Genomic DNA, 12934 nt, shown 5'->3' on the forward strand with positions numbered 1-12934 from the left:
TATAAAAAAAGCAGGGCCTGCAACGTGTTTTTTGTTATAAACACGTTGCAGACCCTTGCATTAGTAGCATTTGGCAAACTACAAAACTATGCGCTTTCCTTCTTTTATTGACCGCTTAGCTGCATCCAGTATCTGCATCACTATCATATTGTATTTTAATGATGAACGATCGTCCGGGTGCCTGAGCGGATTTGCAAGGGCCGAAGTAAAATAGGCTACCGGCGCATCGGCAGGTGCTACCAGCGGTGCCGCTTTATAGCCTCTTACACGGTTATTAACTTTTATTTCAACACTATCCTTGTCAAAAGCATGAATATAGCCTTTAGCTCCAAAAATTTCCATGTCCTTAATGCCAAATGGCCAGTTCCATGAGGCTTCTATCTGCCCGGTGGCATTGGCATATTCAACCAATATAGTAGCGTCATCTTCAACCTTGGGATATACATTGGGTTTGTAATGCCTTGCAATAGCAGTTACCGCTATGGGGCGCTGGCCTTTCATTAACCAGGTCATTAAATCGGCGCCATAGCAGCCAAAATCGTTAAGCGCGCCTGCCCCATTCAAAACAGGATCTGTAAGCCAGCTCAGGAAATCTTCGCTGCAGCCAATTTCACGTGGCCCCTGATGTCCGTCGTGCACCACCATTTTGCGGATCATGCCTACGCTATCAAGTTTAACGTTATTGTAAGCATCTTGGAAGGAGGGGTACCAGGTGGTTTCGTAGTTAGTTAAAACTTTAACATAATACTTAAGAGCCAGAAACTCCATGCGTTTAGCCTGCTCTAAAGTGGCTGCCAAAGGTTTTTCAACCATTACCGAGATACCAAGCGGTGCGCATGTTTCAACAATATCCACGTGTTTGCCAACCTCGTTGTAACCCAGTACAATGGCAGGTTTGCGGGTTGTACACATTTTCTTCAGGTCATCAAAAAACAGGGAATCGGGCAGGTTATATGCCTTACCAAATTTTTCCCAAAGTTTTTTGTTGGGTTCGGCAATGCCTACAATATTTACGTTGCCTTTGCGGTATTCGCTTAATATAAGGTGGATATGGTCATGGTTTAAGCCCATAATGCCTACTTTTAAGGTAGGTACAGGTTTATGTACAACAGGTACAGTATCCTTTTTTGCCTTGTTAATTGTGTCGGCAGGCAGGGTAACGGACTGGGCTGGTGCAGGCGTAGCAACCGTTGGTGGCGGCGTTGTTTGGGCCGATATAATAGTTGTCCCACTTAAAATAAACGCAGTTGTAGCTAACAGTAGTTTTAATTTGGTCTTCATGATTGGTGGCGATGTATGTAGGTTTATATCAAAATAAGGATGGATTTCCCCCCAGCTTTATTTTTCCTAAATGTTTGTAGGCGGCTTCGGTAACTTCGCGCCCGCGGGCGGTGCGCATGATAAAACCTTCCTGTATCAAAAACGGTTCATAAACTTCTTCAATGGTGCCTTCATCTTCGCCAACCGCAGTTGCAACAGTTTTTAAGCCTACAGGACCGCCTTTAAACTTATCGATGATGGTGAGGAGTATTTTGTTGTCCATTTCATCAAGGCCGTGGCTATCTACGTTGAGGGCGTTGAGGGCATACTGTGCAATTTCGGTATCAATTTTACCATTGCCTTTAATCTGGGCAAAATCGCGCGTGCGGCGAAGTAAGGCATTGGCTATACGTGGTGTACCGCGGCTGCGGCGTGCAATTTCATAAGCGCCTTCATCGGTAATAGGAGTTTTTAATATCGAAGCAGAGCGTAGCACAATGGTGGTAAGCAATTTAGCATCGTAATATTCCAACCGCGAATTTATGCCGAACCTCGCCCGTAATGGTGCGGTAAGCAGGCCCGAACGGGTGGTAGCCCCAACCAGGGTGAACGGATTTAGCGAGATCTGTACTGAACGGGCATTTGGGCCGCTTTCCAGCATAATATCTATCTTAAAATCTTCCATCGCCGAGTACAGGTATTCCTCAACCAGCGGACTTAAACGGTGAATCTCGTCAATAAAAAGAATGTCGCCGGTTTCGAGGTTGGTAAGCAAGCCGGCCAAATCGCCGGGTTTATCCAAAACAGGCCCTGAAGTGATCTTGATGCCAACACCCATTTCGTTGGCAATAATGTGCGATAGGGTGGTTTTACCCAAACCCGGAGGGCCATGTAGCAACACATGGTCAAGCGCCTCACCCCGCTGGCGGGCCGCCTGTACAAAGATCTTTAAGTTGGCTAATATTTTATGCTGACCGGTAAAATCCTCAAATTGCTGAGGCCGTAACACTTTTTCAATATCACGTTCGGTATTGCTGAGGCGTTCGCGGTTAGGATCAAGATGCTCGTTCATTGCCAACGAAATTAGTAATTTTTTAGGCTAAAGGTGAAAGGTTAAAGGTAAAAGGTTTGTTTCTTTTTTTGTTAGGTCAAAGGCAAAAGGCTAAAGGTGAAAGGTTTTCTTTCTTTTTTAAGAATGTAAAAAGGCGAAATGCTTCTACCTTTCGCCTTTTACCTTTATCCTTTCACCTCAAAGGATCATCCTTCCGGGTACTTCCTGAAAATGCTGTTGATCTTCATCTGGATTACGCCCAAAAATGCTTCCCGGAAAATGCGGGTTGACATTTTGGAGGTGCCGGCCGTGCGGTCGGTAAATATGATTGGTACTTCCACCAGCTTAAAACCGTGTTTAAGGGTGGTATATTTCATTTCAATCTGGAAGGCATAGCCCACAAATTTGATCTTGTTGAGCTGCACGGTTTCCAATACTTTACGTTTGTAACACATAAAGCCCGCTGTGGCGTCCTGTACCTTCATGCCGGTTATAAAACGTACATAAACCGAGGCGAAATAGCTCATCAATACCCGGCTCATAGGCCAGTTTACTACATTTACGCCGGTTACATAACGTGAGCCTATCGCCGCATCGGCCCCATCAATACAGGCTTGCCTAAGTTTCAGCAAATCATCAGGATTGTGCGAAAAATCGGCGTCCATTTCAAAAATATAGTCGTAATGGCGGGCTATACACCATTTAAAACCATGTATATAGGCTGTACCTAATCCCTGTTTGCCGGCGCGTTCTTCTATAAAAAGACTGCCATCGTATTCGGCCTGCAGGCTTTTTACTATCTGCGGCGTACCATCAGGCGATCCGTCGTCAATGATCAGGATATGAAAATCATGAGGCAGGGAGAACACCTTACGGATCATCCGCTCGATATTTTCCTTCTCATTATAGGTGGGTATGATTACAACGCTATCAGGCACTGAACAGTATTTAAATGTTTAAGCTGCGAAAATAATCATTTACAGGGCATCAAAACAAAAAAACAGGAAAGCATACGCAATCCTGTTTTTTTGAATATATATTTTAAAGGTTATTAGTATCGACAATAACCTCATTTTCCATGTAGGGGTCGGTAATGTAGTTTCTTTCTTTAAGGCGCGGCGCAACAAACATAAAGATGATGATAAACACTGCGATGAAAGCTACAAAGAACCATTCATAATTAGCGCCCGCAAGATTTTTAGCCCACCAGCCGCCGTCTTCGATAAGGCCGTTAACAAGGGCTGTGATCAGGTTCCCGAACGAAACAACCAGGAACCAAATTCCCGACATGGTGCTTTTCATTGATTTTGGAGAATGGGTATAAGCGTATTCCAAACCGGTAATTGATACCAATACTTCTGCAGCTGATAATATTAAAAAGGCCAGTACCTGCCACCACATTGAAGGCGCGCCGCCATGATCAATACTTACGTGTGTAAAACCGATCACGACAAACGATAATGCCGTTAAAACCAAACCGGCACCCAGCCTCCGTAAAGGTGTTGTCTTCAATCCGATCTTATCCAAATTCGGATAAATTACATAGTTAAATAGTGGTATAAATAATAGAAGGAAAATGGTATTAAAGGTAGACATTGAACCTGGTTCTATCTGGAATGAAGTAAAGCCAAGATTAATGTTTCGATCCATTTTTGCAGCATAAAGCGTCCATTCTGAAAGGCACTGATCCCAAACAGCCCAAAACGCCAGCGCAAAAAAGAATACCGAAATTACACGGTATACCGCTTTAACCCCTTCAACACGTTCAGGATCATAACTTTCTTTAGCAATATCAAGCAATGATTGGCCCGGTTTCTTTTTGCTTAAATGGGTAAGTGCATACCATGTAATAAATACAAGGTTATTTCGGTTTACACCCTGGGGAGGTACCTTTACATATTTTTTGCGGCCCATAAAAAATATCACAGTTGCCAGGCCCATTAAAAGTCCGGGAACACCAAAAGCCCATTTAGGGCCGTAGTATTTGTAAACAAGAGGGATAGCAACTGTTGATAGCATAGAACCTGCGTTGATGCTAAAGTAAAACCAACCATAAACCTTCGATAGCAAATCCTGGTTGCTGGCATCAAACTGGTCGCCCACGTTGGCCGAAACACACGATTTGATACCGCCCGCACCGATGGCGACTACAAGCATACCTATCTCAAAACCACTAAGGCTTGTATCAAACATTGCCAGCAACAGGTGCCCGAAGCAATATACTATAGAAATATAAAGGATAAGCTTGTATTTGCCGGTAAACCAGTCGGCTACCATGCCGCCTACAAATGGTAAAGCGTAGGCCACCATAACAAATAAATGGTTTAGCTTATTGGCATGGGCATCAGCCTGTTGAGCTAATGCGGGGTTAGCTGCCGGGTTAAAGAATTGTTTTACCAAAAAAAGGGTAAGTATGGAACGCATGCCGTAAAAGCTAAAACGTTCAGCGGCTTCATTGCCAATAATGTAAGGGACGCTCTTGGGGAATCTTGGTTTTGTTGGAGCAGTTTTTTCTTGCATCAGTTAACTTAAAAATTTGCTAAAGGTAATATAAATCTTCCAAACCGAAATTTAATACTGAAAGCGAGATACTTTCTGTAACAAAATGGTTAATTTTTGGTTATTGTTGTTATTTAATTTCTTAATGCCTCACCGGTAACAGCGCCCGATCTTTCGCGGCTTGTTTTTTTGGATCGATATATTGACTATCGGTACCGGCACTGGTGCCATCGGTAATGTTGCGCATGTCAAGGTCTTCTACATAAGTCCAGCGGCCCTCTTTTAATTTATAGCCGTCGTAGCTAAGGTCGGGGCCAAAGGTTTCGGGCTTGTCCTTACTCCGGCCATCGGGTGCCGAAAGGTGGTCAAACACAATGATGTTTTGTTCGGGTACAAACCTTAACAGCATAGATACTTGCCGGGCATATTCAAAAACTACCCTATTGCGGGTTTTGCCATTGCCATTAAATACAGGCATGCCAAACTGCGGTGCGCCATTATTAAATGAAATCACATCGATAACCTTTTTTGTGGATTTTACGGTATTGCCTTTCCATCCTAATAATACATAGTAAGGTTTAGGGCCGTATACAGGCATTATCTTATAGTATTGAGCGCCATACCATTTATGGTTGTCGGTTACCGAATCTTCAGGGTTTTTCAATAACGGCGAATAATCCTCAAGCGGGAACATTTTAAGCGCCCCCCCGGTATTTATTTGTACCGTGCCATAAAAACGGTAACTGCCATCGAGATTTGTTACGTGCCAGCTCAAGATCCTGAAACGGTTATCGGGTGAGTTAACGATGCTGATGCTTTTAACCGAATCAAACGGAAACAAAAAGGAATTATTGATTTTTAACGCCTGTACCAATGTTTTAATAAACTGGTAGTTGGCGTTTTTGCGCTCCATATCATTCTCATCATTTACAATTTTTTTGCCCAGACGGGTGAGACTGTCCTGGTATTCGTTAAGTTTTTTGATCCTTGTACCTTCGTCATAGTATTGCGCAAAAGCTTGCATGCAAAGCAGTATGGAGAAGATGGTCAGAAAGGCTTTTTTTGTCACTATTTTAATTTAATTGGTTGTGCTTATTTCTTTTTTATTGCGGGGAGCGAAGTAATCCCTGATTGGCAAAGTGGCTTTACAAGTCTCTCTGTGTAGTTGGGATTATCAATAATCATAGTTTGATTTTATAAATGTCAATCAGCTTTCCTATGATCAGTCGCTTTGTGTCTTATTAACTATTTCCTTGTGAGTTTTTGATTATTAATATCTTTATTATCTATTTTATATAACATGGGCGTTCCCGCCAGCTGGCGGACCGGGCTTTCCGTTGCAAGTCCTCGCTTTTCCTGCCCTCAACCCAACAAGCGCTGTGGGCTTTACACTGCAATCCCTAACGCGCCCCTCGCACAACATCACTAAAATATATTTTGCTTATAATGATGTTGTTTATAAAACACTAACGTAAATTTTCGATAACCATTGCGCTGGCGCCGCCGCCGCCGTTACAGATACCTGCAGCGCCGTATTTGCCGTTATTTTGTTTTAATACGTGTAAAAGGGTAACAATGATTCGCGCACCCGAAGCGCCAAGAGGGTGCCCCAATGAAACGGCCCCGCCGTTTACGTTTACTTTTTCGGGATCGAGATTTAGAGCTTGATTATTTGCTATGGCAACTACCGAAAAAGCTTCATTGATTTCAAAAAAGTCGATATCGGAAGTTTGGAGGCCTGCCCGGTGCAAAGCGAGCGGGATAGCTTTTGACGGCGCAGTGGTAAACCATTCGGGGGCCTGCTGTGCATCGGCAAAGGAAACTATTTTAGCAAGCGCTTTTATGCCCAGTTCATCGGCTTTTTCGCGGCTCATGAGTACTACCGCGGCAGCGCCGTCATTTAAGGTTGAGGCATTGGCCGCAGTAACAGTACCATCCTTTTTAAACACGGGTTTTAAGGTTGGGATCTTGTCAAACTTAACTGTTTGAGGCTCCTCATCTTCGGCAAACATGGTAATGTCGCCCTTTTTATCTTTAAGGCCAACAGGGGTTATCTCGTCTTTAAACTTACCGTCTTCCTGGGCTTTTTGGGCGCGGTGGTATGATAAAATTGCATAAGCATCCTGCTCTTCACGGCTGATATTGCAATCAGTAGCACAAAGTTCAGCTGCCGAGCCCATATGGTAATCGTTATAAACATCCCAAAGCCCGTCTTTTACGAGGCCGTCAATGATCTGGCCGTTGCCTAAGCGGTAGCCGTTGCGCGCTTTATCCAGGTAGTAGGGTACATTGCTCATGCTTTCCATGCCGCCGGCCACCACAATATCATTTTGGCCTATGGTAATGCTTTGGGCTGCCAGCATAATTGCTTTCATTCCCGATGCGCAAACTTTATTAACAGTTGTTGCTGGCAAATAGGGAAGTCCCGCAAATATAGCGGCCTGGGTTGCCGGTGCCTGCCCAACATTGGCCGACATTACATTGCCCATATAGACTTCCTGCACCTGATCGGGCCTTAAGCCTGCTTTTTCCACGGCCGATTTGATGACTGCTGCACCCAGTTGTGTGGCGCTGATGGCTGCTAAACTGCCTCCAAAGCTGCCTATAGGCGTACGTGTGGCAGCTACTATTACTACTTCTTTCATGTGTCCCTCATTAAAATTGGTGGGCAAATTTAATTATTTGGATGAAAGAAAATACTATGCATGCATAATAAATTAGTTTGCAGTTTTTTGATCAGTTGGTAGCTTGTAGTGGGCAGTAGGCAGTGTTTCGATTATATAAAATTGAGGCTTCTGTAGTTGGGTATTATTGCACAAACTGCAAAACTTCCAGTTGGCAACTGCCCACTGCCACTGTCCACTGCCAACTGTCTACTGATCTTCCTTTTTCTTTTTAGAACTCCCTTTTTTACGCGCAAGCAGGGCTTGTTGCATCAGGTATTCGATCTGGCCGTTGGTGCTCCTGAATTCTTCGGCCGCCCAGCTCTCAATCTCCTTCAGCATGTCGGGGTTAATACGTAATACAAATGCTTTTTTTTCGGCCATATCAACTTGCGGCCGCTGCTTCGGCCTGTTTTAACAAAACTAAATTTATGCCCAGTAACGCCAATAAAGGCAGCTCTGGTACTTTTTTGATCATGTTCGGATCAATTTTTACAACAAAAGGCTGTTTACGGCTCCAAAGTTTGGCTTCTACGTTTAAAATATCGCCCAACTGATCGTTTACCCAGGTGTAGGTACGCGATAGGATCTTTTTGTTATAAAATGTTGCCGTAAGGCCGCTGTTTAACTCAATCGTTATTTTCCGGCTCCAGATCTCCGGTGTTATTGTTCCAATTTCTACTCCTTCGGGTTGTTCAATTATAAGTTTTCGGCCCACCCAGCTTTTGCGTTTTACTATCCAGCTTCCGCCGTTGGTTTCAAGTGTACAGGTACGTTTTAGGGCACCTGTGTATGTAAGCTTGCCGTAGCTGAACTGTCCATCGGTAAGCTCGTACCACGGTCGCCAAAAGCCGTGCCTTAATACTGGCAATTCCGTCACCCGTAGCTGGTCAAAACTTCTGAATTGATCCATTATATCAATGATATAAAGTACCGGTATTAACAACAGGGTTAACAGCCTTATCCCCGCATAATACAACCAACAGATTACTTACCATAGCCGCCTTGCGCTCTTCATCAAGTTCAACAATGTTCTTTTCAGATAGCTTGTTCAACGCCATTTCAACCATGCCAACGGCGCCTTCAACAATAAGTTTACGGGCAGCAATAATGGCCGATGCCTGCTGTACCTGCAGCATGGAATGTGCAATTTCGGGCGCATATGCCAAATGCGAGATCCGGGCTTCCAATACTTCAATGCCGGCGCGATCGAGCCTTTCGTTCAGTTCTTTTTCCAACATCGCGCTTACCTGCTCGGCACCACCGCGAAGGGTAATGGCGGCGGTTTCGTCTTCCAGGTTATCGTACGGGAATGAATTTGCCAAATGTCTTACCGCTGCTTCGCTTTGAATATTTACATACTGGATGTAATTTTCAACCGCAAATACCGCAGCAGCAGTATCTTTTATCTGCCATACAATAACAGCGGCAATTTCAATAGGGTTACCAATACTGTCGTTTACTTTTAATTGCTGTCCGTTAAGGTTAAATGCCTTTAATGATACCTTCTTTTTAACAGTAAAGGGATTAACCCAAAAAAAGCCATCGGTTTTTACAGTGCCAACATACTTGCCAAAAAGGGTAAGCACTTTTGATTCGTTAGGATTAACAACAATGATGCCGGGAAGCAAAAATATAACGCTCACCGGAATTAATATGAAGCCGATAACTTCCAGACCGCTGCTTAAGCAAAAAACGGCCGCAATTAATAAAACAATAGCCAAAATAAAAACGGAAAATCCGGATGGCGGGTTGATAGTTTTTTCAGGATTCATGATTTAGTTTGATTTTAAAATGATATCATAAAGATATCAAATTTGTTTTTACAAATGCAAGAAAAACTGTACATAACAGAAACTTATATTATTTTTGGCAGGTTAATCATTTAAATGGCAAAACTATCCACTTCGCGCCAAAAGGCTTTACTGCGCAAATACGCCCGTAATGTTAAGTTTTTGATGATGCTGCTCAGTGTCATACTTATTGTTTACTTTTTACCAAAGCAGGCAAAATTTAGCTACGAGCATGAAAAAGGCAGGATCTGGAACCAGAAAGACCTGGTATCCCCCTATAATTTCGCCATATTAAAAACACCTCAGGAAATCATGGCCGATCAGAAATCGGCCCTGGAAAGCATAACGCCAATATACCAGCTGGATGCTGCCATGCAAAACCAGCAAATTGATGGTTTTAAATCCGATCTGGAAATTAAATGGCATAATGCCGGTATCAATGATAAGCTGAAACCAAAATATATTACTGCCGGTACCGATTTATTGACTGAAATTTATCAGACCGGTGTTTTTAAGCCCAATGCCAAGTACCAGCAAAGCTCTGAGAATTACCCGGTAAGGATCCTGGATAAAAATGTTGCCACTGATAAAAATACGAGTGAGTTGTTCACTAAAGAAAAAGCGCAGGCATATTGCGACAAAGTGCTTAGCAAACATACCGATCTGGACAAGGCTTTTCTGCTCGACCTGATCAGTAACCGCCTGCAAAATAACCTTGCTTATGATAATAACCTTACCTCAAGATTGGAGAAAGAGGTTGTTGATGGTCTTTCAGTAACGCGCGGGATGGTGCAAAAAGGGGAGGTGATAGTTTACAAAGGCTCGGTAGTTAATGATGATGTTTATCAAAAGCTGGAATCGTTTAAAAAAGCGTTTGAGGATAATGCCAGGGTTAACGGTAACCGGAATCTGGTGCTGTTGGGCCAGTTTTTCCTGGTAGCTATAGCATTATCATTACTGATGATATTCCTTTACTTGTTCCGTAAAGATATTTATGCCGATAACAGGCTGGTAAGTTTGATATTGCTGGTAATTACGGCCATGCTGGCTACTTTGTCGCTGGCTATTAAGTTGCAATTTCCTACCAATCTGTACTACATTCCTTATTGTATTGTACCTATCATTATCCGCATATTGTTTGATACGCGTTTGGCGCTTGAAATTCATTTGTTGGTTGTACTGATAGCCGGCTTTTTTGTGCCCAATAGCTTTGAGTTTGCCTACTATGAGATTACAGCGGGTATGGTATCCATCTACAGTATTAAAAACCTCGTACGCAGGGAGCAATTCCTGATCTCGGCGGTGATCATTATTTTTACTTATTTCGTGGCATTTTTAGGGATTACTTTTATCCGCGAAGGTGATTTTCTGAATATCGACTGGATGGATTTTTTACCGTTTGTAGTGAGCGTACTGCTTACTTTGCTGGCTTACCCGCTTATTTACCTGTTTGAAAAGATTTTTGCTATTACATCCGAAATTACGCTTATCGAGCTTACTAATACCAATGCGCCTTTACTGCGTGAACTGGCTTTTAACGCTCCGGGCACCTTTCAGCATTCATTGCAGGTAGCCAACCTGGCCGAAAACGCTATTTACGCTGTTGGCGGCAATGCGCTGCTGGTTAGGGCAGGGGCGCTTTACCATGATATAGGTAAAATGGAGAACCCGTTGTTTTTTATCGAAAACCAAAGCTCGGGCTTTAACCCGCATGATAAGCTGCCTTATGAGGAAAGTGCCCAGATCATCATCCGCCACGTAAGCAGGGGGATTGAAATGGCACGTAAAGCTAACCTGCCCGAGGTGGTGATTGATTTTATCCGTACCCATCACGGTAATACCCGGGTTGATTATTTTTACCAGTCGTCATTGAAAAATTTTCCCGAAAAATTCATCAACGAGAATATTTTTCGCTATCCCGGGCCTATTCCTTTCACCAAAGAAGGGGCAGTTTTGATGCTTGCCGACTCGGTAGAGGCTGCTTCACGCTCATTGAAAGAGCCCGATGAAGAATCGATCAGTGTACTGGTAGATCGCATTGTAAAATACAAGCTGGATCAAAATCAACTGAAAGACAGTAATATAACTTTAAAAGATATTGAAACTATTAAGGCTATTTTTAAGCGGATGCTGATGAGTATTTACCACGTGAGGATAGATTATTAGAAAAAAAATATTTTTTTTGACGGGAGGCTTGAATTACTATATTTGCAGTCCCTGAAAAACGGGACAATAGCTTAAGAAGCAAAACGGAGAGGTGCCTGAGAGGCCGAAAGGAACAGTTTGCTAAACTGTCGTACTGGAAACGGTACCGAGGGTTCGAATCCCTCCCTCTCCGCAAAAAGCCCAAACAGGGCTTTTTTTATTTATGATGTCATGATGATAGCGTCAAATCGGTGCTATGCGTTGTGAGACCCGGAGAGATGCCTGAGAGGCCGAAAGGAACAGTTTGCTAAACTGTCGTACTGGAAACGGTACCGAGGGTTCGAATCCCTCTCTCTCCGCTTCGCAAGAGGCTCGCAAGTTGAGAAGGAATTTAAACCGATAGTTACTAAGTAACTGTCGGTTTTTTTATTTATAATAGCCTTTAATAGGAAATTATCCGGCGGTAACTCAGTATAAATATGTTACATATATTTTTCGACCCTAAGCGCCTTTATACATTAAATGAATATGATAGTCCAGAATATTCTTTTATCGGAAAGGTGTTATCCTTTGACTATAAGGTATTTAAGAAAGATATGGTATTTGAAGGGGAATGGGTTTGGCGAAATTTCTTAGTACCAGACGAACAATATAATGTGAAGCTGAACGATTTAGGACAACTGCATTTTATACGAACGATAAAAGGCAGAAACCTGCATAGGGAATATATTGGCATAAAATATTGGGCCAAACCAGGCGTCGAACAACCCATTACTTATTATGAAAAATTTTATTCTGGTGGAACATTGTTTTTGTATGATCAAGAAAATCGCTTAACAGAATATATTACTGATATAAACTGTATGGGGAAGCCGGTCCATCATTTTAAACGGCAATTTGAATACGATAGCCAAGGCAACTTGTACCCTTTATTTCAAGGTCGTAGCTATTTATTTGAAGATGATAAATTGGTTATGGCTGTAGAGGGCTCGGAAAGTGATAAATGGTTTTCTAAAGAGATTATTGAGTACGATGAAGTAGGTAGAATAGTCAAGATCATGGAATATGGTTATGATGAAGGTGAAGATGAAAACGGTGAGCATATATATTATACAGAAAAAGGTATACAGCATCTTAATACAAGAATTTATACTTATGAGAGCATATCGCAAAATGAGACCAAATGTACCAGGGAGGCTAATTTTTGGACGAGTGGGCAAAATTTAAAGCAAATCATTGTATATGATGAAAAAGGGTTCAAAAGATCGCATCAACATTATAGCTTTGATGGCAGCTTGTATGAGACTTCTAATTATCATTTCATTTTCGACAACAACGGTAACTGGACTAAAGCTGTAGTGGACGTAAAAATGGGGTCGGAAAAAGATGTACGTGACAGCTATTTTATCTTTGAACGTGATATTCAATATGATTGGGAACAAAAAGCCAATATTAGTCCATCTCATCCTGAGTCGTTAACATGGTTAGAAAAACTTCATTCTATTTTCAAAAAATCATGACCG

Annotated in this window: 11 protein-coding genes and 2 tRNA genes; 4 read left to right on the plus strand and 9 right to left on the minus strand. The window is 42.6% G+C overall.

Annotated features, from left to right (window positions below):
• Positions 1-78 precede the first annotated feature (78 nt).
• The 9 genes from BMX50_RS15040 to BMX50_RS15080 all read right to left on the minus strand — a co-directional run bounded on the left by BMX50_RS15040 (position 79) and on the right by BMX50_RS15080 (position 9248).
• The gene (locus BMX50_RS15040; protein ID WP_091211358.1) at positions 79-1281 is read right to left on the minus strand and encodes a Gfo/Idh/MocA family protein; all 1203 of its coding nucleotides are present in this window, start codon (positions 1279-1281) and stop codon (positions 79-81) included.
• Between the two features lie 28 nt (positions 1282-1309).
• The gene (gene ruvB, locus BMX50_RS15045; RefSeq protein ID WP_091211359.1) at positions 1310-2332 is read right to left on the minus strand and encodes a Holliday junction branch migration DNA helicase RuvB; all 1023 of its coding nucleotides are present in this window, start codon (positions 2330-2332) and stop codon (positions 1310-1312) included.
• A gap of 185 nt (positions 2333-2517) precedes the next feature.
• The gene (locus BMX50_RS15050; RefSeq protein WP_091211360.1) at positions 2518-3249 is read right to left on the minus strand and encodes a polyprenol monophosphomannose synthase; all 732 of its coding nucleotides are present in this window, start codon (positions 3247-3249) and stop codon (positions 2518-2520) included.
• A 103-nt stretch (positions 3250-3352) separates the two neighbouring features.
• Positions 3353-4831, minus strand: a complete 1479-nt coding sequence (locus tag BMX50_RS15055) for a POT-type proton-dependent oligopeptide transporter (RefSeq protein ID WP_091211361.1) — start codon at positions 4829-4831, stop codon at positions 3353-3355.
• Between the two features lie 121 nt (positions 4832-4952).
• Positions 4953-5879, minus strand: a complete 927-nt coding sequence (locus BMX50_RS15060) for a hypothetical protein (protein WP_143065184.1) — start codon at positions 5877-5879, stop codon at positions 4953-4955.
• A 397-nt stretch (positions 5880-6276) separates the two neighbouring features.
• Entirely contained in the window at positions 6277-7455 is a 1179-nt protein-coding gene (locus tag BMX50_RS15065; protein ID WP_091211363.1) for an acetyl-CoA C-acyltransferase, read from the minus strand.
• 228 nt (positions 7456-7683) lie between these two features.
• Complete coding sequence (locus BMX50_RS15070) at positions 7684-7857, minus strand: type II toxin-antitoxin system antitoxin (protein ID WP_091211364.1); 174 nt, start codon at positions 7855-7857, stop codon at positions 7684-7686.
• A gap of 1 nt (position 7858) precedes the next feature.
• Positions 7859-8386: a hypothetical protein gene (locus BMX50_RS15075; protein WP_091211365.1), complete on the minus strand. Its 528-nt coding sequence runs from the start codon at positions 8384-8386 to the stop codon at positions 7859-7861.
• 4 nt (positions 8387-8390) lie between these two features.
• Positions 8391-9248, minus strand: a complete 858-nt coding sequence (locus BMX50_RS15080; protein ID WP_091211366.1) for an SPFH domain-containing protein — start codon at positions 9246-9248, stop codon at positions 8391-8393.
• A gap of 114 nt (positions 9249-9362) precedes the next feature.
• Between BMX50_RS15080 and BMX50_RS15085 the strand changes: the two genes are divergently transcribed.
• The 4 genes from BMX50_RS15085 to BMX50_RS15100 all read left to right on the plus strand — a co-directional run bounded on the left by BMX50_RS15085 (position 9363) and on the right by BMX50_RS15100 (position 12931).
• The gene (locus tag BMX50_RS15085) at positions 9363-11432 is read left to right on the plus strand and encodes an HD family phosphohydrolase (protein WP_091211367.1); all 2070 of its coding nucleotides are present in this window, start codon (positions 9363-9365) and stop codon (positions 11430-11432) included.
• 85 nt (positions 11433-11517) lie between these two features.
• Positions 11518-11604: transfer RNA gene (locus tag BMX50_RS15090), tRNA-Ser, on the plus strand.
• 79 nt (positions 11605-11683) lie between these two features.
• Positions 11684-11770, plus strand: a tRNA-Ser gene (locus BMX50_RS15095).
• Between the two features lie 120 nt (positions 11771-11890).
• Entirely contained in the window at positions 11891-12931 is a 1041-nt protein-coding gene (locus tag BMX50_RS15100; protein ID WP_091211368.1) for a hypothetical protein, read from the plus strand.
• Positions 12932-12934 lie beyond the last annotated feature (3 nt).

Origin of the sequence: Mucilaginibacter gossypiicola (assembly GCF_900110105.1) — a bacterium.
GTDB classification, from domain to species: Bacteria; Bacteroidota; Bacteroidia; order Sphingobacteriales; family Sphingobacteriaceae; genus Mucilaginibacter; species Mucilaginibacter gossypiicola.

Bases quoted from the DNA above. Each gene is read 5' to 3' on its own strand.
- BMX50_RS15085 (WP_091211367.1), top strand. From the start codon at position 9,363: ATGGCAAAACTATCCACTTCGCGCCAAAAGGCTTTACTGCGCAAATAC.
- BMX50_RS15040 (WP_091211358.1), bottom strand. From the start codon at position 1,281: ATGAAGACCAAATTAAAACTACTGTTAGCTACAACTGCGTTTATTTTA.
- ruvB (WP_091211359.1), bottom strand. From the start codon at position 2,332: ATGAACGAGCATCTTGATCCTAACCGCGAACGCCTCAGCAATACCGAA.
- BMX50_RS15055 (WP_091211361.1), bottom strand. From the start codon at position 4,831: ATGCAAGAAAAAACTGCTCCAACAAAACCAAGATTCCCCAAGAGCGTC.
- BMX50_RS15080 (WP_091211366.1), bottom strand. From the start codon at position 9,248: ATGAATCCTGAAAAAACTATCAACCCGCCATCCGGATTTTCCGTTTTT.
- BMX50_RS15100 (WP_091211368.1), top strand. From the start codon at position 11,891: ATGTTACATATATTTTTCGACCCTAAGCGCCTTTATACATTAAATGAA.
- BMX50_RS15070 (WP_091211364.1), bottom strand. From the start codon at position 7,857: ATGGCCGAAAAAAAAGCATTTGTATTACGTATTAACCCCGACATGCTG.
- BMX50_RS15075 (WP_091211365.1), bottom strand. From the start codon at position 8,386: ATGGATCAATTCAGAAGTTTTGACCAGCTACGGGTGACGGAATTGCCA.
- BMX50_RS15065 (WP_091211363.1), bottom strand. From the start codon at position 7,455: ATGAAAGAAGTAGTAATAGTAGCTGCCACACGTACGCCTATAGGCAGC.